The following is a 20,084-nucleotide window of genomic DNA, read 5'->3' on the forward strand; positions in this document are numbered from 1 at the left end:
AACACTTAAGTTACATGGTATTAATAATTCGACTTGTAAAAACAAGTAAATTATAACATATCAACAAGGACTTAAGGATGAAGCAATCAATTGCATTTACACCGAGCTTAATCATCGGTGCTACTATCGCATTGTCAGCAGGTTTTAGTACAACAACTTATGCTGCACAGCAAACTGCAGAAAAAGTAGAACGTATTCAAGTAACAGGCTCTCGTATCAAACGTTCCGATATAGAAGGCCCATCACCAGTACAATCCATTAATAAAGAAGACATCGAAAACATGGGTTATGACAACCTACAACAGCTGCTTGAAAGAATGCCTGTTGCAGGTAATGGTACCTTTTCAACCCGTGGTAATAACCAAGACTCGACCGCTAATGGTTCAGCTGCCGTCAGTCTTCGTGGTTTAGGGGCTGATGCTACCTTGGTACTTATTAATGGTCGTCGTGTTGCTATAAGCGCATTTGCAGAAGGGATCACCAACTCATTTGTTGATATAAACAGTATTCCTGTTTCAGCAATCGAACGTATTGATATTTTAAAAGATGGCGCATCAGCAATCTATGGCTCTGATGCTGTAGCAGGTGTTGTAAACGTTATCTTGAAAAAAGACATCGACGGTATTGAAGTTAATTTAGGTTACGGCGGCACAGATGGTCCTAACTATGAAGAAACCACGGCTAGCATTGTTTGGGGTACAACAAGTGCAAAAAGTAGTGCATCCGTTATTATTGATTACTTTAAAAACACTTCTTTATCATCAGATGAAATGGGCCGCTTAGGTACCGCTAATCAGTCTCCATATGGCGGTGAAGATTTCCGTTCTTCACGTGGTTTCCCTGGCTACTTCTATGTTGATGGCGTTAAAACAATCGACCCTGCATGTCCTGCAGAAAACGCAACATCAAGCGGTAGTTGTTTATTTGACTATGGTCCATTCGGCTATATTGCCCCTGCATCAGAACGTGTGGGCGCAATCTCACAATTTGAATACCGTTTTGACAATGGCATCACCGGCTTTTTAGAAATGGCTGTACAGCATAACAGCTCAGTTGCAGCGGGTGCACCAACGCCACTCGATGAAGATGCAGGTTTAACTGTACCAGGGAATCATCCAAATAACCCGTTCGGTCAAGATATTGAAATTGGTCGTTACAGAACAGTGGATGCAGGTGCGCGTCAATGGGATATCGAATCAGATACATTACGTTTTGTTGCTGGTTTAAAAGGTGAAATTAACGACTGGAGTTGGGAAACAGCGGTACAAAAAGGTCGTAGCAAGTCATTACAAACAGGCGATCGCTCACAAGGTTGGGTTCGCACCGACTTCTTACAACAAGAAATTGACGCTGGCAACTACAACCCATTTGGCGGCACTTACAATGATCCGGCTGTAATTGACAGGATTACTACAAGCTTGGTTCGCCAAGGTGAGTCTCATATGACGTCGTTCGATGCTAACATCTCAGGTGAAGCATTTAACTTTGGTGATGATGTTGTCATGATGGCAGCCGGTATTGAATACCGCGAAGAAGACGTAACTGATACGCCAGATGATCAATTTCAACGTGGATTAATCTTTGGTACCGAGTCAGTTTCAGCTGCCGCAGAGCGTGACCAATACGCTGCCTATGTAGAGTTTTCAATTCCACTTGCTGAGAACTTAGAACTACAACTTGCAGGTCGTTACGATGATTACAGTGACTTTGGTACCACCACAAATCCTAAAGTCGCTTTACGCTGGGCACCTACTGATGAAATCACAGTTCGTGGTTCTTGGGCGCAAGGCTTTAGAGCACCTTCACTGGCACAAGTAGGTTTAGGGCCATCTCAGGAGAGTCAGTTTTTTATTGATAACTACCGCTGTGATGCAACAGGTAAAGATTGTGATGCGCTAGATTACAACATTGAATTTGCCGGTAACCCAGATTTAGAAGCTGAAGAGTCTGAATCTTGGAATGTCGGGTTTATTTGGGCACCCACAACTGACTTTGGTTTAAGTGTTGATGTGTGGAGTATCACCCAAGATAATAAGATTGATGAGCAAGAGTTTGGTCCAATTTACAACTCAGAGTGTAATAACCAAAATAGTACAGTATGTGTTCGCTTACCACCATCAGGTACAGACAGCCTAGGAACTATTCAAAAGATTTTCAGTACTTTTGAAAACGTTTCATCACAAGAAGTTTCTGGCGTAGATATTTCAGCAAACTACAACCATTCACTGGATGATTTAGGCTTACTGAAATTCAATTTAGAGTGGGCTTACCAAGATAAATTTGAAAAAGACGGCCGCGATTACACCGGTGAATATGGTTACCCAGAGCACCGTTGGATTTTCTCAACAAACTGGGAAATTGGCCAATTCAACACGAACATGAACATTAGTTATGTGGGTGAGTTTGAAGATACGCCAGATATCGATTTCGATGGCAACTTAGACTTCGATAGTAATACATCACGTACTGTTGATTCTCAAGTATTGGTTGATTTACAAACCTCATATCGTATTACTGAGTCAGCTAAAGTATCGTTAGGTGTTAATAACTTATTTGATGAAGAGCCACCATTTGCAATTGGTGATGGTGATTCAGATCTGTATGGTTACGCATCGGGTGTACATAACCCTCGAGGTCGTTACATTTATACTAAAGTGAGCTTTTCGTTTTAATTAAAAAGCAATAAAAAAACCGCCAATATGGCGGTTTTTTTTATCTTAAACTAAAGGGCTAAATTATAGCTCGCCTTCGTTTTCAGATAAGAATTTAGCTACGCCTTCAGGGCTTGCGTCCATTCCTTTTTTACCTTCAGTCCAACCAGCAGGACATACTTCGCCGTGCTCGCTGTGGAATGCTAGTGCATCAACCATACGGATCATTTCGTCGATGTTACGACCAAGTGGTAAATCGTTCACTACTTGGTGACGTACGTTACCTTCTTCGTCGATTAAGAAAGAACCACGAAATGCAACGCCGGCTTCTGGGTGCTCAACGTCGTATGCTTTACAGATTTCGTGCTTAACGTCTGCAACTAGTGCGTATTGAACTTTACCAATACCGCCGTCTGCTACAGCCGTGTTACGCCATGCGTTGTGTGAGAACTGTGAATCGATTGAAACACCAATTACTTCTACACCACGTTTTTGGAATTCTGCATAACGCTTATCAAAAGCAATAAGCTCAGAAGGACATACAAAAGTGAAATCTAGTGGGTAGAAAAAGATTACTGCTTTTTTACCTTTGATTTTTTCGTGAAGGTTATAGCTATCTACAATCTCACCGTTACCTAGAACAGCTGCAGCGGTAAAGTCTGGTGCTTGGCGGCCTACTAATACACCCATTTTATTCTCCAAATATTTTGAGTTTATTGTCAATTGCTTACGCAATACTGATAGTAATATGGGCACTAATTCTTAAATTACAATAGCACCATATCTAATTAATCATTATTCTATGGCTATCAAAAATAAATTAACAATCGTATTTATAGATAGCGCCGTTCTAAAATAGCGAACGCTTGATAAATGCACGAATTATTGTTCATAAAAAAGCCTGCTTAAAGCAGGCTTTTTTACTAATCCATAATGTCGCTAGGCATATCACCGCGAATATGTTGCCATATTTCACCGGTTTGATGACCATACTTGCGCATCATGAATATCGCACCATCGTGCTCTTTATTCTCAGCAAGCTTAGTTAAATCTTTATAGAATTGACGTGCAAGCTCACGGGTACGAGGATCTGAAAAGTAATGACAACCAATCTTAGAATAAAAGCCTTTAAAACCATTAAGGATCAGCACATATATGCGGTTGTTACCAGCAACAGCTAACTCATGGTGCACTTTATAGTCATAATCAGCAAATGCTTGTGCGCTGTCTTCTAGTTCATCACTTTGCGATAAAATTTCAATAACACGCTCTGGTGCAAGCTTTATTGCTGCACGAGTGTAAATTGCGCTGATGTTAGTGCGAGCTGAAAGTAACTGATCTGTTAGCTCTGGCATTTTATCTTCGTCTAAACGTGCCAGTGTTTCAAGGATATTTAGTCCTGACGTTTCCCAAAAATTATTTACGCGAGTGGGTTTACCATGTTGGATTGTTAACCAACCGTCTCTGGCTAATCGTTGTAATACTTCACGCAATGTGGTTCTAGTAACACCAATTAACTCTGAGAGTTCACGCTCAGCTGGCAGAATTGAACCTGGAGGGAAATCACCATTCCAGATTGACTCTACTATGTATTCCTCAGCAAATCCTGCTGGGCTTTTCGCTTTAAAAATTCTCATTCAATTCCTACTCGAATTAATTCACATTACATCGCTACATACGATTAACTGACTGATTGTACCAGACAAGTCACAACTAACAAGTAAAGTAAGTTAAATTACCTAGGTATGTGATTAAAAGGGTAACTTTACTGGTAGAAATTAAACACAATATGAATGCCCACCTATTATTCATACGAGACACTTTAACTATTATTCTATAGATCTTTCCTATTCATGAATCAGATTAACTTGATGGCTCTGAGTAGGTCTATTAGGGGAAGTCATGCAGCACAGGATCTCTAACTTTGAGGGACGACAAGCTTTCATAGCCCTCGTTTTTTCCTTTTACTTGCCCCGCTGTTTATCCTAAGTCATAATCTAAGCCCTTATTTAAATACGGATTTGTTATGAACTGGCTTGCTAATCTAAGTACTCAGCGTACACCTTGGTTATTATTCAGTGGGATTGTTTTTCTACTTGAAGTTACTGCACTTTTCTTTCAATACAACATGGGGTTAGCGCCATGTATTATGTGTATTTACCAACGCACCGCAGTATTAGGTCTACTTTTTGCGGGTATTATTGGAGCTAGTAAACCAAACAATCTCGCAGTACGTATTGTTGCCTATACAACATGGGGGATTTCAAGTGTATGGGGGCTACTAATAGCTCGTGAGCATATTGAAATGCAAACAACCACAGACCCATTTGCATTTAGCTGTGAATTTGAGCCAAATTTTCCAGAATTTATGCCGTTACATCACTGGATACCACAATTTTTTGAAGCGACAGGTGATTGCGGAAATATAGATTGGCAATTTGCCAGCCTAAGTATGCCAGCATGGATGGAAATTATTTTTGTACTCTTTACCGCCACACTGTTTATATTAGTGGCCAGTCGATTAATTACTAAAAAGTCACTTTAATATGTTTACTTTTTTTTCAAGCCAAGTTGATGAGCTTAAACATTTAAAAGTTCGTCAACGACAAACTGTTATAGCTATCTCTTTAAGCATGCTATCACCCAGTGACAGAGTCTTTATACGCATACTAAAGCTGATGCTATTAAGCCCATTCTTTTTAATATTTACTCTTTTCGAAGGTTGGTTACTGGTGCCCTTTTTGATTGTAGCTGGGTTGAGCTATCCGCTATTAACAGCACCAGTAGATATTAACTTTGCTAAAAAGCACCTTGGTGCTGCCTTAAAACAGTTTGATCAGGGCGCATAGCGCCCTTTTTAGTTAAAACGTCACCTTACCATCAAGTTTGGCTAGCATTTTTTTACCCACCCCTTTTACTTTGGCTAGATCTTCAAGTGATGCGAAATCACCATTAGCTTCTCTATAGTCGATAATTGCCTGTGCCTTTTTCTTACCGACACCTGGTAACTTAATTAACTGTTTTAAATCAGCAGTATTAATATTAACCATGGCTGATTGCATCTGCTCTGATAGCATATCGCTTTGCGCAAAGGTGGTACCCATAGGTAATAAACATAAAGCAGCTGCTAACGAGATTATTTTAATTAATTTCATACTATTTCCTTTTGTGTTCCTACATGAACATTCGTTGATTATTTACACCCAGCACTTTTAAGTAAGTTGTGGTTACTAAGTACTAACGGTAACAATCACTCCTTGCGACTCCTTTACTGCAACGCGTTATAAAGTGACTTAATAAATAAAGTAGAGTTGGCCTTTATTGTCAATTAAGCTGCAGATAAACTAAGGCTAAAGCTTGCAAAATAACGCGCAAGCTTGTACTGTACATAAAAACAGTAATCTAATGATTTAAAATAATCATATTGCCACGTAAGTAAGCAGGAGAAATCATGGCTGTTGTTGTTAAATATGTTGTAGAACGAAACGGAGTCGAGCGCATGACGTTTACTACTAAAAAAGAAGCTGATGCCTATGACAAAATGCTCGATATCGCCGAGTCACTAGAACTAATGCTTGAAAAAGTAGATGTGCCTCTAAGTGAACAACAAGTTGAGTCGCTTGCACTTGAGATTGCGAAAAGTAAAGACGACTTTATGGCGGTACTTAAGGGGACTAAAGAAGTACCTGCAAAAGCTAAAAAAACAAAGTCAGATAACGTTGCTGATATAAAAGATAAAGCAGCGAGCTAATCTAAAAAACAGTAATGCAGCTTATAAGCCGACTACTAATTTATGAAACTGAATTCGTGATTCGTATTCAGTTTTTTTATGTCTTTAAGTAATGATAACGAGAAGCGAGTAAGTCATCACAATTTGCTATTGTTAAAAGTCAGTCAATAAAAAATGCCAACCAGTTAAACTGGTTGGCATTTTTTTAAAACCAAAACTTTACGTTAGCTAATCAATTACAATGACGATTCAACTTCATCAAACAGATCAGTAATTTCCTTTTTCGGCTCAGCAGTTACAAGGCTTCCTACTACAATAGCAATACTTGCTAAAATAAAGCCAGGGACGATTTCATATATCACGCTGCTCAAGCTATCACCATTAATAGTAATAGGCGCATAAATCCATACAAGCACAGTTAGAGCACCAACAACCATACCGCTAATAGCCCCTTTTAGGTTCATACGCTTCCAGTAAAGACTAAACAATACCAATGGACCAAATGCAGCACCAAAACCTGCCCATGCATTACTTACTAAATCTAGTATTGAACTATTGCGGTCATACGCTAAGTAAATTGCAAATAACGCAACCAGTATCACGCTAATACGGCCTACTAATACCAGCTCAGTTTGCGAAGCATTACGATTTAAGTAAATCTTATAAAAGTCCTCTGTTAAAGAACTTGAACACACCAACAATTGCGATGAGATAGTACTCATAATCGCAGCTAAAATAGCCGCCAGTAGGAAACCTGCAATTAACGGGTGGAAAATTAATTCAGCCAATACTAAGAAAATTGTTTCTTTATCGGCAATCGGCATTTGATTTTCAATCATGAATGCAGCACCAAATAGGCCAGTAAATACCGCACCAATAGCAGATAACGTCATCCAAGACATACCAATACGACGCATGGTTGGCATTTCTTTTACTGAACGAATAGACATGAAACGAACAATAATATGCGGCTGACCAAAGTAACCTAAACCCCATGCCATTGCAGAAATAATAGCAATAGTGGAACCACCAGCAAACCAGTCAAGCATACTTAAAGAATGAATTTCGCTTGCTTTAGGCGAGCTTAGTAACTGCTGATAATTTGCATTTGCTAAGGTATCCATAAATGGTTGGTCAAGCATCATATAAGTGGCAATTGGCACTGCTAACAACGACACAAACATAATACAGCCTTGCACAAAGTCTGTAAGGCTAACCGCTAAAAACCCACCAAATAAGGTATATACCACTACCACACCAGTGGTGATGTATAGGCCCATTTCGTAACTCATTTGAAATGAGTTTTCAAATAACTTACCACCGGCAACAACACCCGATGAAGTGTATAAGGTAAAGAAAACTATAATTACTATTGCAGAGATAACACGTAGGATATTTTTGTTGTCATCAAAACGGTTTGCAAAGAAATCGGGGATAGTAATGGAGTCATTGGCTTTTTCAGTATAGACACGCAGTCTTGGGGCGACTAAAAAGTAGTTTGCCCACGCACCTAATACTAAACCAATTGCAATCCAAACCTTACTCAACCCAAATAAATACATTGCGCCGGGTAAGCCCATTAATAACCAACCACTCATATCTGATGCACCAGCCGATAAGGCAGCTACACTGGGGGCTAAATTACGACCACCTAGCATATACCCTGAAATATCACTGGTAGATTGCTTATATGCGTATAGTCCTATTCCTAGCATTACAATAAAGTACAATGCCAGTGAAATAATCATTCCTGTTTCCAAATTCGCCTCCACTTAAAAAAGTAATAACAGGCTTGTAATCCAAATAATGACTCTTGAAATCTTATAATTAAGACAGTATTGGAATAAAAGCTTTCTACCCAACTATAACACGGTAATTGCTAATAACTCCAACCCGCTAATTTAAGTAGATAAAAAACCATCTATTCGCTCGCTTTTAAAACAAATAGAATAAAAAACAATGAGTTTAGATTAATAAAAATCACCTAAGTCATGATATTTTATTAATAATAATTCATTTTACCGATGCTATTTTGAATGTTTTCCAATATATTATTACAATGTTAATCAATTTCTACTGTTTCGGAATCTTATATGTATTTTTACGCTGCTCGCCAACCTATTTTAGATCGCAATAAGGAACTAATTGGCTACGAGCTTTTATTTCGTGATGGAGTAGATAATGTATTTCCGAACATTGACGGCGACGAAGCAACGTCTCGCCTAATTGAAGGCAGCCAGTTTAATTTTGGTCTTGAAGATTTAACCGATAATAAACCCGCTTATATTAACTTTACTTTAGACACCTTATTAAAAGGCTACCCCACGCTATTAAACAAAAACGGGGTTGTGATTGAAATACTAGAGACCGTTCAGCCAGGAAAACGTCTGCTAGCAATAGTTAAAGACCTAAAAGAGAAAGGGTACACACTCGCCCTAGATGACTATGCGCATCAACCGGTATGGCGTCACTTTTATCCGTTTATTGATATCATTAAAGTTGACTTTTTAACGTGCGATATGGAAACCGTTAAAACGATCATTGAAGACTTAAAACCTTACCCACATATCAAGTTACTCGCAGAAAAAGTTGAAACTTACGAGCTTTACAACCAAGCTTTTGAGTTGGGCTTTGAGTACTTTCAAGGCTTTTTCTTTTCAAAACCCGAGATGGTGCAAAGTAAAGCCTTACCGCCATCTGGCATGGCACTGGCTGAACTGCTTTATGAAACATCCAGTGTAGAAATGGATCTTAAGAAGATCACCGATGTATTTGAGCGTGATGTTAACTTATCTTACAAGCTCTTGCGCTATTCCAACTCAGCGGCATTTACCCGCCGCTCTGAAATAAACACTATAAAACAAGCACTAATTGTACTAGGGGCTGCTGAAATAAAAAAACTGCTCTCTTTATTGTTTGCAGCACAAGTATCTGCAGATAAGCCATTGGAACTTATTAGACTGTCGTTAACACGGGCGCGTTTTTGTGAGTTGTTAGCTATTTCACATGGCAAACTTAAAGATACAGGTATGGCGTTCTTAACCGGCATGATGTCGCTTATGGATGCGATATTAGATGAAGAAATGGACAGCGTAATGCTTAAATTACCTTTGTCTAATGAGATAAAAACAGCGCTGTTAAAAAATGAAGGACTACTTGCTGAATACTTAAACTTAGTCACTCTGTATGAGCATGGTGATTGGCAAGCTGCGAACGATAAAGCCCAGCAATTAAACTTAGGCGATGAAGTGCCTGATGCATATCACGAAGCACTCAACTGGGTTAGCGAGCAAATGCGAGTGATGATTGATAGCTAAAATATCTTTAATACCCATAAACAAAACGCCAGCATCTGCTGGCGTTTTTATCTTTATTAAAGGCTTTCTAAGAAATCCTCATCAAAATCTTCAGGCTCTTCTTTTATTGGCGGGTTACCATCAAATAGCTCGTATAATTGACGCTGAAAATAAATGTCTTTAATAAACAAGTAGGGGTCTAACGAATCATTTAATAACCCTTCTTGAGCCATTAATGACGCACGCGCTTCAACTGCTTTTAGTGCAAACACTAAAATAGTTTGTGGTGTAGTCAGTGCTATTTCAGGCAGTACAACATTATCAACTACATCACCAGTTAAGTTGCGCGCGGTAGATGGCCCCATTGCTGGGATCATTAAATAAGCACCATCACCCACACCCCACACACCTAGCGTTTGGCCAAAGTCCTCGCTAGTTACTTCAAGCCCAAGTGAGCTGGCTACATCAAATATGCCAAATACACCCACCGTTGAATTCACTAAAAAACGTGCAAAATTAATTCCAGCACTACTTGGTTTTCCTTGCAGGCCGGCATTTATAATATCAACGGGTGCAGTAATATTATCGGTAAAGTGCACAATACTACGACGAACAGGCTGCGGTGTAACAGTGATATAACCCACTGCTGCTGGCCTTAAAATATAGGTATCGAGTACGTCCATATTAAAGTCATAAATGGGTCTATTTACACTTTGTAAGGGATCGCGCTCATCATATTTACTCTCGGGCACTTGAGCACAGCCCGATAAGGTGAGTAAACATAATAAAAGTAAGCCTTGTTTTAACATCTCAAATCCTTAAGGTATTAATGTATCAATGTTCAGTTGCACTTGTCGCACATCTTTACGAAGCAGTACTTCAGAGTGGCCTTCAAGCTCACCAGTACTTGGCATCACTGAATCATCATTAGAAATACGCGCAGAAATAACAATTTCATTAGCACTGGATAAATTTAGCCCTGCCATCATGGCGTTCTCGTCGCTCAGCTCAACGGTGATTGGAAAGCTATAGTCAGTCAGTTTAACAACGGCTAAAGGCATTGGTGAACCTTCAGAAGCTTTAGCAAACACAAACAAAATACCGTTACTGGGCTGTTTATCTTCGAGTTGCTCGTCAACCTTAACCGTGACCTGAATTCCTTGAACAACTTGCAGCTCGTGATTATTCAGCTCGCTTTTCTGAGCTATTTGACCATCGATTTCACTAATCCGCTCAGAAATCATAGCATAACGCGTATCTGACTCGTCCATACTGGCAAGAAGTACCTCAAATGCAGCTTTTGCCTGTACCCAATCTTTTCTCTCAAAGGCAATCAGCGCAAGTAGCGAAATCGCATCGAGATTATTTGGCTGCGCTTGTAGCACTTTAGAAAGCATACCCGCTGCGCGAGTCATATTCTCATCACTGCCCTCAAGTAGTAATACCTGCGAGTAACTCACCAAGGCTTGCATATTATCAGGGTTCATTGACAATGCTTTATCAAATGACTGTTTTGCCATGTCAAACTCATTAAGCATAATAGCGACACGCCCTAACAGCATCCAAGCTACTTCATCATCACCGCTTTGACTTAACTTTGTACGCAGTGCCAATGCAAACGCTTGAAGTTCATTTTTAGATAACGGCTCACCTTTTTGCATTACGGCACGTTGACCATAATCGGCTAAGTTGTCCATTGCATCATGCCACGCCGAAATTTGTTGTTGGCTGCCTGTCATCGCATAAAATATACCTGCTAATGCAATTAAAAACGCTGCCCCTGTTAAAGCAAATATACGGTTATCACCACGACTGTTTAGTGACTTTTCTGGCGATAATTCATTAAGCAAACGACGTTTCAGCTCAATAATAGCCTCGTTATGGTTTTGCGAGTCTATACGTTGATTGTCTAAATCAGCCTGCAGTTCAACTAAACGCTGCTCATAAATGCTGATAAGCTGTGCATTAGCGTTGTGAGTAATAGTTACTACGCGCTCTTTTTTTAAAAAAGGCACAATAATAAACAGCAATGCAATGAGTGTGAGTAAAGCAAAAGACGCCCACATTAAAATCATTTAACTTTGCTCCTGACGTTTATTTTGTTTAATCAACTTATTGAGCATCACTTCATCAGCGTCACTCCATGTTTGTTTTACCGACGCTTTACGTTGGCGAATAACAATAAAACCAAAGCCTATTATTACAATGAGTACTGGTAACACCCACAGAATTAACGTAGCCGGCGTTACTGGTGGATCGTAATGAACAAAGTAGCCATAGCGGTCAATCATATAGTCAATGACTTCATCTTTGCTTTTACCATCTTTTACTAACGCCAATACACGCTCACGCAAGTCTTTTGCAACTACGGCATCTGAATCAGCAATGTTTTGATTTTGACATTTAGGGCAGCGTAATTCTTTCGTTAGCTCTTCAAAACGAATCGCTTGTTCATTGCTATCAAACTGATAACGATCTTGCTGAGCAAACGCTGCTAAACTAATAAATAAGCTAAGGGTTAATAAAAACAATCTCATGGCTGCAGCTCCTGCATAAGAGGCGCAAACTTAGCGCGCCAAACTCGAGGGTTTATATCACCGGTGTGGTGTAACAAAATAGTGCCATTTTTATCAACTAAAAATGTTTCTGGTGCTCCAGACACACCCAAGTCTAACGCCAAAGAGCGCTCTAAATCTAAAATATTAAACTGATACGGATCACCGGCGCGCGCAAGCATATTACTCACATCGTCACGCAGTGCTTGCATATCAAACGGGCCATCAAAATCGGCATCGTAACTTTGAACATAATACAAGCCAATAATTTTAATGCCTTGTTCGCGAAGCTTAGTTAAATAATCAAGCTCAGCTAAACACGTTGGGCACCATGTGCCCCACACGTTTAATAAATACACGTCACCTTTTAACTGCTCATCAGTCCAACGTTTATTATCTTGCATTAAATCAGGCAAGTTAAATGTTGGTACGGTTTGACCAATGCGCCCTGTTTGTATTTCCCGAGGGTTAGCAAACAACCCTTGGTATAAAAACACACAAATAAAGATAAAAATTAATAAAGGGACTATTGCCATCAATTTGCGATTCATAACGCCCCCTCTAATTCATCTTTGCGAGGTGAAGCGCGATAACGCTTATCAAATAAAATCACAAACCCAGCAAGTGAAATCAAAACACCACCGATCCACATCCAACGCACAAACGGCTTGTGATAAATACGTAATGACCATGCCCCTTCACTTAATTGCTCTCCAAGGGCGAGGTATAAATCGCGAGTAAACCCAGCATCTATTGCGGCTTCAGTCATAAACTGCATACCAATGTCGTATCGGCGTTTTTCTGCATAAAGACGCGCAATTGTTGTGTCTTCTTTTAGTACTGTTACCACACCCGCATGACCGCTATAGTTTGCACCACGAATTGTCTTCACGCCTTCAAAACGGTATTGATACTGATTTAGCTGTACGCTATCACCAGGCTTCATTGATACATCACGCTCAACTGAATACGCCGAAGTAAGCGTAATACCGGCAATAACAAAGGCCAAACCAACATGGCCAAGCACCATAGCCCAATAACTTAAACCTAAGCGTTTGATGCCGAGCTTAAGTGAGCCATGAACAGCAGCCTTGGTGTAAAGGTCGATAAAGGTAGCAATAAATATCCATACACCTAACGTAGTTGCTAATAGAGTGAGCGGCGTAACTACTTCATAACTGCTAAACAGCCACGCACAGGTAATAACGACACTGGCTAGTGCGCCAACAAATATTTTGTTTTGTAAAAACGCCCATTTATTTTGCTTCCAGCGCAAAAATGGCCCTATGCCCATTAAAATCGCAAATGGCACCAGTAGAATGGCAAACATTTTATTAAAGAAAGGTTCGCCAATAGAAATACTGCCTAAGCCCATTTCTTTGTGCACCATAGGTAATAAAGTACCCAATAGTACAATTAAGGTAGCAACCACTAGGAAAATATTATTTAGCCAAAGTGCCACTTCACGAGAGACAAACTTATAACGCCCCTCACTTTTAACCTGTGAAACACGCAAGCCGTAAAGCGCTAGGCCGCCGCCAACAACAATAGCTAAGAAGGCAAGGATAAACAGCCCTCGATCCGGATCGGTTGCAAAGGCGTGCACCGAGACAATAATCCCTGAGCGAACAATAAAAGTCCCCAGTAAGCTTAATGAAAAAGCAGCAATTGCTAATAATACGGTCCATGATTTAAATACACCGCGCTTTTCAGTCACACTTAAAGAGTGTAATAAAGCAGTTGCCACTAACCATGGCATAAGTGATGCGTTTTCAACTGGATCCCAGAACCACCAGCCACCCCAGCCAAGCTCTGCATAAGCCCACCAACTGCCTATAGTAATACCTAATGTTAAGAAGCCCCATGCTGTCATTGTCCATGGGCGTGACCACTTAGCCCAGGTATTATCGAGTTTACCAGTTAACAGCGCGGCAATAGCAAAAGAAAAAGCCACAGAAAGACCTACATAACCCATGTAAAGTAATGGTGGATGAATGATCATCCCTGGGTCTTGTAATAATGGGTTTAAATCTCGCCCTTCAACAGGAAAATAGGGCAATAAACGCTCAAACGGACTTGAGAGCAGTAAGGTGTACATCATAAAGCCGACACCTAAAAAGCCAAGCACACCCAAAACGCGAGCACGAAGTATCCAAGGTAGTGACTTAGAACGCATAGCGACAACGGCTGTCCACCCTGCTTGCATTAATAACCACAGTAAAATAGCACCTTCATGTCCGCCCCACGTAGAGGTGATTTTATAATACCAAGGCAAAGTGCTACTTGAATGATAAGCAACGTAAGATACGGTAAAGTCGTCGGTTAAGCTGGCATAGATAAGTGCAGCGAACGACAACGCAACAAATGCAAATTGACCAATCGCTAATGATGGCGCCGCACGCATCAAACGAAGGTTTCCTGTGTGTGCTCCCCAAAGTGGAAAAATACACAACAGCACACTGAGCACCATGGCCAATGTTAAAGAAAAATAACCAAGTTCAGGGATCATATTAACTCCCACTATCTAAGTTATATTTTGGCTTTTCGTGCTTAATGCCTTTTACAGCTTCAGCAACTTCCGCCGGCATATATTCTTCATCATGCTTGGCCAACACTTCAAATGCTTCAATCACGTTAGGCTCTACTAACACACCTTGCGCAACAATCCCTTGTCCTTCACGAAACAAATCAGGCAAAATACCTTGGTAACGTACCGTTACCAATGGCCCCGTATCAATCAGCTTAAAGCTTACTTTTAAGCTTTGTTCATTTCTGATCACAGTGCCTGGCACAACCATGCCGCCAATTCTCAGCTTTTGGCCTACAAACGGCTTTTCTTTATTAGGACCTTTACCATCAATTAATTCGCTGGGGGTGTAAAACAAATTAATATTTTCTTGTAAGGCGTACAACACTAAACCAATTGATCCGCCAATACCAAAGAGTACGGCGATAATAACCAAAAGGCGCTTTTTACGTCTTGGGTTCACGAGGTTTGCTCCTGCTTAGAATTTTTAATTCGAGTTTCACGCGCTATTTGCTGCTCAATCGACGCTAAAATTTGTTTTTTATCGCGTAGTGAGCTGAATAGAATACCTAATAAAATCAATGCGCATGTTCCAAAAGAAAGCCATACATAAAAGCCATAGCCTCCCATTGCAATAAAATCTGAAAACGAGTCAAACTGCATAATTACCCCTTAGTTAACAACTGTCGCACCCATGGGCGGTGCTTTTCACGGTGTAAAATTTCATTTTTAAGACGAATTAAAGTCACAGTACCAACAAACGCGGCAAAGGCTAAAATATTAATCATTAACGGCCAAAACATACTTGGGTCAACCGCATCGCGGTTAAACTTAGTGATGCTCGCCCCTTGATGCAGGGTATTCCACCATTCCACCGAAAAGTGGATGATAGGCAAGTTGATCACTCCAACAATAGCTAAAATAGACGCGGCGCGACCGGCTGACTTTTTATCTTCAAAGGCATGGTACAAAGACAACACCCCTAAGTATAAAAATAATAAAATAAGTTCAGAAGTCAGCCGAGCATCCCATACCCACCACGCGCCCCACATTGGTTTACCCCATGCAGCACCAGTAATTAAAGCAATTGCTGTCATACACGCACCAACAGGCGCGATTGCAATCACCGCAAGCTCGGCATTACGTAACTGCCATACCAAGGCAACAATGGCAGCAATCGCCATTGATGAATATGCTCCCATAGATAAAATAGCGGAGGGCACGTGAATAAAAATAATACGGTAACTGTCTTTTTGTTGGTAATCAGCAGGGGCAAAACCTAATCCCCAAACCCAACCAACAATCATACTAACGACCGTAACTACTGCAAAATATGGCAGTAGAGTATTGCATAATTGATATGCTCGCTCTGCTTTCGCATACGGATGTAACCACTTCCACATATTAACTTACACTCACTTTTAATGCTGATGATATGGCAATTGGCGCACTAATAATCGCAACGACTAACATGGCACCTAGGATTGCAAGCTGACCACTGTAATCCAGCGACATAGTACTGGTATCAATAGCGGAAGTTGCAAAAATTAAAACCGGGATATACAAAGGCAAAACGAGTAAACTCATTAAAATACCGCCTTTTTGTAATCCCACCGTTAGGCCTGCTCCTATCGCGCCAATAAAGCTCAATAAAGGAGTTCCTAATAATAGCGTTAATAACGTGGCCATTAAGGCCGTTGTTTCTAAATTTAGTAGTAAAGCAAATAAAGGCGTCATTAGCACTAGCGGTAAACCGGTGATCACCCAATGAGCCGCAACTTTACCTAATACGGTTAATGATAAAGGGTAAGAGGAAGCAATGAGTTGTTCTAAAGAGCCATCGTTATAGTCATCTCTAAATAGCTTATCGAGCCCAAGCATGGTTGATAATAAAGCCGCAACCCAAATAATGCCCGGTGCCATTCTTGATAACAACCCAGGTTCTGGCCCTATCGCTAGTGGAAATAACGAGATAACAATTAAAAAAAACAAGATGGGATTGACTATTTCAGCTCGCTGACGAAAAGCGAGCTTAACGTCTTTGCTAAATACCGCGACAAATAACTGCCAATATGAATGCTGTCTTGTCATTAGTGGCGGTACTCCAAAGTCAAGGTCTGTAAGTCACTAAAGTGGGTGGTTAGGTCTTGGTGTGTTGTTAACAAAATAGCGCCCCCCTTTGATAAGTGCTCGGTAAAGCGTTGCTGCAAAAAGGCAACCCCACTTTTATCGAGCGCTGTAAAAGGTTCATCTAAAATCCATAACTTGGCTTCAGATAACCACAAACGAACTAAAGCTACCCGCCTTTGCTGGCCTGCCGATAATGTTCTTACGGGCACATCTTCCAGCCCTACCAAACCTAACTTACTTAACAAAGGATATAAATCAGGTGTATTTACATAACCATTAATAGCCAACCAATGTGCTACATTTTCAAGTGCACTAAGTTGTACATTAACTCCGGTTTTATGGCCTATAAATAATAAGTCTCTGGCGTATTCGTCATAATATTTTTTGATAGATTGATTACGGTATAAAATATCACCTTCGTCAGGCAGCGAAAAACCGGCAATAATGCGCAATAATGATGTTTTACCAGCCCCATTAGGACCAGCTAACTGCATGATTTGACCGCTTTTAAGGCTAAAATTAAGTTCATCAAACAAACAACGCTCTTGCTTGATACAAGTAACGGACTTAATGTGTAACAAGATGACGATTCTCTCTGCCAAAAATTAGCGGTAAGTCTACCATAATGATAGGGTAATACGAATATTGCTTTAGAATCGATTTACTTAAAATACAGAAAACTTGATATAAAATAATGAATACACCAACGCACATTACAGTGACTAACCCACAGGTTAGTAATCAAACAACCGATTCGGGTAAAACTGCGTTACCAATACTGCCGCCTGAAGTACTAGCAGCAAAAAACATTCAGTTTTCTAAAGATTCAGTGACGCTTGATGTATTTATGAATAAGCATTGGCAAACAATTCGGCTCACTGTTAATGATGCACCGACAAATATTGAAAAAATAGCAAGTGCTAACATACAGCTAAGTGCAGATGGTAAAAGCTTAACTATTATTCCTAACAACAGTACCTTATCAATTAAACAACCAGAACAGTTACAGCGGTTTTTAAACTTTATAAACACTCAAAGTGATATTCAAAATAACCCGCTATCGATACAAGTTACTTTAAAGCCAACGCCAAAACTGGTGATTGAAAAATTTAATGCCAGCATCGCCATTAATAAACAAGTAGCGCAATTACTGGCCGAAGAACCCTTATTAAAAGGCATAATTGAGACAGATGGCAAAGGTACACGGCTAAATATCATTAATCGTTTTGCTGACATTGTACATTCTCAACCTTTAAGCCAGGCAAAACTAACACAATTAGTTGCTAACAATTTAGGTCATGCTCAGCTTCATGCAATGCCCAAGTTTGCGGTGCTAACTCCAAATACCGCAAAAAGCTCGTTAAATATTAGCTTAAGCCATCAACAGTTATCTGAACTACCCACAGCTCCGACTAAGGTAACTATTAGCAGTCAAGCAGATAAACTATTAATTAAAACCGCTTATCAAAATATAACCGTGGAGCTTAAAAACTCATTTAGCAAACCATTTAATGAGATGCTGTCACAGCAACCGCAAGTTGCTATCGATTCGCAAAAAATTAAGCCTCATCCACTTAGTACCGTTAATAGTCCAATTCAATCATGGCTAAAAAGCAGTTTTGCTGATTTTAAAACGCGTATTTTAGATGCAGTAAAACATTTTGAAAGCAAGCCATTTACCACTGTATTAAACGCATCTCAAAAACCAAATATTGTTGTTAATGAACAGCAACAATTGCTCGCGCCAACGCAAAAAATAGACATTACGCAATTAAAAAGCCCTTTAGGAACTGCCCCCCCTTTAGTGCAACTAACCCAGCAGCTAAAAACCAGTATCTCTTTATGGCAACAGCGGACGTTATCAACATCCGTAGACTTGCACCCTGTTGTTACCCAATCAGCACAAACAGCTAATCGATCCTTAGCAGCCGTTAATCATTTACAACCGCTGGAAAAGCTATTATTAGCAACCGTTTTAAAGCAAACCGCAACCGCTCCAATAGAGCAAAAAGAAGCAAGCAAACACGTTCTAAGCAGCCAACTAAACACTATCGTAACTAAGGCGGCAGATCAGGGTACTGACTTAAACCGCTTGGTTAATCAAGCTTTTAACCGTATGTTGTCAGAAAGTAATTTACACCCGACCACCATACAACGTGAAATACTCAGCACTATAAAGCCGACGCAACTAACCAGTGACACTTTGCAGAGCTCGTTTAATCGAGGTGTAGAACAACTTTCATTAAGCATTTTAGCTGCACCGATTATTAACCAAAACCCAACTGCCGTTAGCATTAATAATCAAAGCGGTTTAGAGGCCCTACTTCAGGTTTTATTACCAAGCTTCAAGACCGGTAATAATACCAATAAGTTATTAGAACAGTTACAGCAACCACAAGTGCAAGCATTAGCAGGTGAATTAACACAAATTAAAAACACCTTAAGCCAAGTGCAAGCTCCCGTTTTGAGCCAGCAGCCTGACACTAACTCCTTAGTGCAGTTTTTATTGCCTATGAAACTGCCACCAGAGGCGGCACAAACAGAAATATCGTTAGGACAATATAAAAAGCCAAACAATGACAAATTAGCGGATAAAAACGTGTGGTTTGTAAGATTAAATTTTGATTATGCTGAACTAGGTAAGCTGCAAATAACCGCAGAGTTGATGGACAAAGCATTAGATTGTCAGTTATTAGCGTCCACTCAAGCTGTGAGCGCGTTGGCTCATCCACACCTTGATAATTTACGCTCAAAACTAGCAAAACAGGGCTTACAAGTCGGCGATCTTAATTTGAAACGCGCAGATGACAACCATCAAGCATTTTACCAATCCCATGCCATTATAAATATTAAGGTTTAGCCATGACGGATTCATTTAAAAACAATTCAGCAATTGGACTGCTCTACGAAACGGGTAATTCACCCACCGTAAGCGCTAAAGGGTTTGGAGAATTGGCGGATGAAATTATTGCCCTAGCTAAAGATAAAGGTATTTTAATCCATCAGGATGAAGCACTTGCAAATACACTTTCGAAATTAGAGCTTGGCGAAGAGATCCCTAAAGAGCTTTACTTTGTTATTGCTGAACTGATTGCTTTTTCATATGTGGTAAGAGGGAAATTCCCGCCCGGATGGCAGGACTTTCAAGGAAAGCTCAATATAAAAGCATGAGCCAATATGATAAAAACAAAAAAG

Annotated in this window: 21 protein-coding genes; 7 read left to right on the forward strand and 14 right to left on the reverse strand. The window is 40.1% G+C overall.

All coding sequences use genetic code 11. The features are described 5' to 3' along the window. Positions 1-77 precede the first annotated feature (77 nt). Entirely contained in the window at positions 78-2,672 is a 2,595-nt protein-coding gene (locus MTF66_RS24055; protein ID WP_010387964.1) for a TonB-dependent receptor, read from the forward strand. A 63-nt stretch (positions 2,673-2,735) separates the two neighbouring features. Here MTF66_RS24055 and MTF66_RS24060 read toward each other — a convergent pair whose 3' ends face one another. Beyond that, complete coding sequence (locus MTF66_RS24060) at positions 2,736-3,341, reverse strand: peroxiredoxin (protein ID WP_008109095.1); 606 nt, start codon at positions 3,339-3,341, stop codon at positions 2,736-2,738. Positions 3,342-3,574: 233 nt separating this feature from the next. Then, entirely contained in the window at positions 3,575-4,288 is a 714-nt protein-coding gene (fadR, locus tag MTF66_RS24065; RefSeq protein ID WP_008109093.1) for a fatty acid metabolism transcriptional regulator FadR, read from the reverse strand. 389 nt (positions 4,289-4,677) lie between these two features. Here fadR and dsbB point away from each other — a divergent pair, with 389 nt between their 5' ends. Continuing rightward, positions 4,678-5,196: a disulfide bond formation protein DsbB gene (dsbB, locus tag MTF66_RS24070; protein WP_010387961.1), complete on the forward strand. Its 519-nt coding sequence runs from the start codon at positions 4,678-4,680 to the stop codon at positions 5,194-5,196. Position 5,197: 1 nt separating this feature from the next. Next, complete coding sequence (locus tag MTF66_RS24075) at positions 5,198-5,500, forward strand: hypothetical protein (protein ID WP_010387958.1); 303 nt, start codon at positions 5,198-5,200, stop codon at positions 5,498-5,500. 12 nt (positions 5,501-5,512) lie between these two features. On the opposite strand, the gene MTF66_RS24080 is transcribed toward MTF66_RS24075, so the two are convergent. Then, positions 5,513-5,806, reverse strand: coding sequence for a ComEA family DNA-binding protein (locus tag MTF66_RS24080; protein WP_055013029.1), 294 nt, complete (start codon positions 5,804-5,806; stop codon positions 5,513-5,515). Between the two features lie 296 nt (positions 5,807-6,102). Here MTF66_RS24080 and MTF66_RS24085 point away from each other — a divergent pair, with 296 nt between their 5' ends. Next, on the forward strand, positions 6,103-6,402 hold the full coding sequence (locus MTF66_RS24085) for a YebG family protein (protein ID WP_010387955.1): 300 nt from the start codon (positions 6,103-6,105) through the stop codon (positions 6,400-6,402). 215 nt (positions 6,403-6,617) lie between these two features. Here MTF66_RS24085 and putP read toward each other — a convergent pair whose 3' ends face one another. Then, positions 6,618-8,129, reverse strand: a complete 1,512-nt coding sequence (gene putP / locus MTF66_RS24090) for a sodium/proline symporter PutP (protein ID WP_054201697.1) — start codon at positions 8,127-8,129, stop codon at positions 6,618-6,620. A 345-nt stretch (positions 8,130-8,474) separates the two neighbouring features. Here putP and MTF66_RS24095 point away from each other — a divergent pair, with 345 nt between their 5' ends. After that, on the forward strand, positions 8,475-9,698 hold the full coding sequence (locus tag MTF66_RS24095) for an EAL and HDOD domain-containing protein (protein ID WP_010387954.1): 1,224 nt from the start codon (positions 8,475-8,477) through the stop codon (positions 9,696-9,698). 56 nt (positions 9,699-9,754) lie between these two features. On the opposite strand, the gene MTF66_RS24100 is transcribed toward MTF66_RS24095, so the two are convergent. Genes MTF66_RS24100 through ccmA form a run of 10 tightly spaced genes read right to left on the reverse strand, consistent with a single transcriptional unit; the run spans position 9,755 to position 17,470 of the window. Then, entirely contained in the window at positions 9,755-10,486 is a 732-nt protein-coding gene (locus MTF66_RS24100; protein WP_054201699.1) for a VacJ family lipoprotein, read from the reverse strand. Between the two features lie 9 nt (positions 10,487-10,495). After that, on the reverse strand, positions 10,496-11,752 hold the full coding sequence (gene ccmI, locus MTF66_RS24105) for a c-type cytochrome biogenesis protein CcmI (protein ID WP_010387952.1): 1,257 nt from the start codon (positions 11,750-11,752) through the stop codon (positions 10,496-10,498). Beyond that, positions 11,753-12,214 (reverse strand): cytochrome c-type biogenesis protein, encoded by a 462-nt coding sequence (locus MTF66_RS24110; RefSeq protein ID WP_055013033.1) that lies wholly within the window; start codon positions 12,212-12,214, stop codon positions 11,753-11,755. After that, positions 12,211-12,783, reverse strand: a complete 573-nt coding sequence (locus tag MTF66_RS24115) for a DsbE family thiol:disulfide interchange protein (RefSeq protein ID WP_036933069.1) — start codon at positions 12,781-12,783, stop codon at positions 12,211-12,213. Before MTF66_RS24115 ends, MTF66_RS24110 begins: the two co-directional genes overlap by 4 nt. After that, on the reverse strand, positions 12,780-14,741 hold the full coding sequence (locus MTF66_RS24120) for a heme lyase CcmF/NrfE family subunit (RefSeq protein WP_138570492.1): 1,962 nt from the start codon (positions 14,739-14,741) through the stop codon (positions 12,780-12,782). The genes MTF66_RS24115 and MTF66_RS24120 overlap by 4 nt, the downstream gene beginning before the upstream one ends. A 1-nt stretch (position 14,742) precedes the next feature. Further along, positions 14,743-15,222: a cytochrome c maturation protein CcmE gene (ccmE, locus tag MTF66_RS24125; protein ID WP_075169670.1), complete on the reverse strand. Its 480-nt coding sequence runs from the start codon at positions 15,220-15,222 to the stop codon at positions 14,743-14,745. Beyond that, positions 15,219-15,422, reverse strand: coding sequence for a heme exporter protein CcmD (ccmD, locus tag MTF66_RS24130; protein WP_055013035.1), 204 nt, complete (start codon positions 15,420-15,422; stop codon positions 15,219-15,221). Before ccmD ends, ccmE begins: the two co-directional genes overlap by 4 nt. A gap of 2 nt (positions 15,423-15,424) precedes the next feature. Beyond that, positions 15,425-16,162 (reverse strand): heme ABC transporter permease, encoded by a 738-nt coding sequence (locus tag MTF66_RS24135; RefSeq protein WP_036985043.1) that lies wholly within the window; start codon positions 16,160-16,162, stop codon positions 15,425-15,427. Position 16,163: 1 nt separating this feature from the next. Continuing rightward, a complete protein-coding gene (gene ccmB / locus MTF66_RS24140; protein WP_054201703.1) occupies positions 16,164-16,850 on the reverse strand; it encodes a heme exporter protein CcmB in 687 nt (228 codons plus the stop codon). Next, positions 16,850-17,470: a cytochrome c biogenesis heme-transporting ATPase CcmA gene (gene ccmA, locus MTF66_RS24145; protein WP_075169671.1), complete on the reverse strand. Its 621-nt coding sequence runs from the start codon at positions 17,468-17,470 to the stop codon at positions 16,850-16,852. Before ccmA ends, ccmB begins: the two co-directional genes overlap by 1 nt. Before the next feature lie 113 nt (positions 17,471-17,583). Between ccmA and MTF66_RS24150 the strand changes: the two genes are divergently transcribed. After that, a complete protein-coding gene (locus MTF66_RS24150) occupies positions 17,584-19,749 on the forward strand; it encodes a flagellar hook-length control protein FliK (RefSeq protein ID WP_138622144.1) in 2,166 nt (721 codons plus the stop codon). Between the two features lie 2 nt (positions 19,750-19,751). Continuing rightward, positions 19,752-20,060 (forward strand): EscU/YscU/HrcU family type III secretion system export apparatus switch protein, encoded by a 309-nt coding sequence (locus MTF66_RS24155; protein WP_054201705.1) that lies wholly within the window; start codon positions 19,752-19,754, stop codon positions 20,058-20,060. Positions 20,061-20,084 lie beyond the last annotated feature (24 nt).

The sequence above is a fragment of the Pseudoalteromonas sp. 2CM39R genome, from assembly GCF_023161845.1.

What these genes read in the sequence shown, in the direction of transcription:
- ccmB (WP_054201703.1), bottom strand. Translation starts at nt 16,850, where the DNA reads ATGACAAGACAGCATTCATATTGGCAGTTATTTGTCGCGGTATTTAGC.
- MTF66_RS24155 (WP_054201705.1), top strand. Translation starts at nt 19,752, where the DNA reads ATGACGGATTCATTTAAAAACAATTCAGCAATTGGACTGCTCTACGAA.
- ccmI (WP_010387952.1), bottom strand. Translation starts at nt 11,752, where the DNA reads ATGATTTTAATGTGGGCGTCTTTTGCTTTACTCACACTCATTGCATTG.
- putP (WP_054201697.1), bottom strand. Translation starts at nt 8,129, where the DNA reads ATGATTATTTCACTGGCATTGTACTTTATTGTAATGCTAGGAATAGGA.
- MTF66_RS24135 (WP_036985043.1), bottom strand. Translation starts at nt 16,162, where the DNA reads ATGTGGAAGTGGTTACATCCGTATGCGAAAGCAGAGCGAGCATATCAA.
- MTF66_RS24095 (WP_010387954.1), top strand. Translation starts at nt 8,475, where the DNA reads ATGTATTTTTACGCTGCTCGCCAACCTATTTTAGATCGCAATAAGGAA.
- MTF66_RS24120 (WP_138570492.1), bottom strand. Translation starts at nt 14,741, where the DNA reads ATGATCCCTGAACTTGGTTATTTTTCTTTAACATTGGCCATGGTGCTC.
- fadR (WP_008109093.1), bottom strand. Translation starts at nt 4,288, where the DNA reads ATGAGAATTTTTAAAGCGAAAAGCCCAGCAGGATTTGCTGAGGAATAC.
- MTF66_RS24100 (WP_054201699.1), bottom strand. Translation starts at nt 10,486, where the DNA reads ATGTTAAAACAAGGCTTACTTTTATTATGTTTACTCACCTTATCGGGC.
- MTF66_RS24115 (WP_036933069.1), bottom strand. Translation starts at nt 12,783, where the DNA reads ATGAATCGCAAATTGATGGCAATAGTCCCTTTATTAATTTTTATCTTT.
- MTF66_RS24055 (WP_010387964.1), top strand. Translation starts at nt 78, where the DNA reads ATGAAGCAATCAATTGCATTTACACCGAGCTTAATCATCGGTGCTACT.
- MTF66_RS24075 (WP_010387958.1), top strand. Translation starts at nt 5,198, where the DNA reads ATGTTTACTTTTTTTTCAAGCCAAGTTGATGAGCTTAAACATTTAAAA.
- MTF66_RS24080 (WP_055013029.1), bottom strand. Translation starts at nt 5,806, where the DNA reads ATGAAATTAATTAAAATAATCTCGTTAGCAGCTGCTTTATGTTTATTA.
- dsbB (WP_010387961.1), top strand. Translation starts at nt 4,678, where the DNA reads ATGAACTGGCTTGCTAATCTAAGTACTCAGCGTACACCTTGGTTATTA.
- ccmD (WP_055013035.1), bottom strand. Translation starts at nt 15,422, where the DNA reads ATGCAGTTTGACTCGTTTTCAGATTTTATTGCAATGGGAGGCTATGGC.
- MTF66_RS24150 (WP_138622144.1), top strand. Translation starts at nt 17,584, where the DNA reads ATGAATACACCAACGCACATTACAGTGACTAACCCACAGGTTAGTAAT.
- MTF66_RS24110 (WP_055013033.1), bottom strand. Translation starts at nt 12,214, where the DNA reads ATGAGATTGTTTTTATTAACCCTTAGCTTATTTATTAGTTTAGCAGCG.
- MTF66_RS24085 (WP_010387955.1), top strand. Translation starts at nt 6,103, where the DNA reads ATGGCTGTTGTTGTTAAATATGTTGTAGAACGAAACGGAGTCGAGCGC.
- MTF66_RS24060 (WP_008109095.1), bottom strand. Translation starts at nt 3,341, where the DNA reads ATGGGTGTATTAGTAGGCCGCCAAGCACCAGACTTTACCGCTGCAGCT.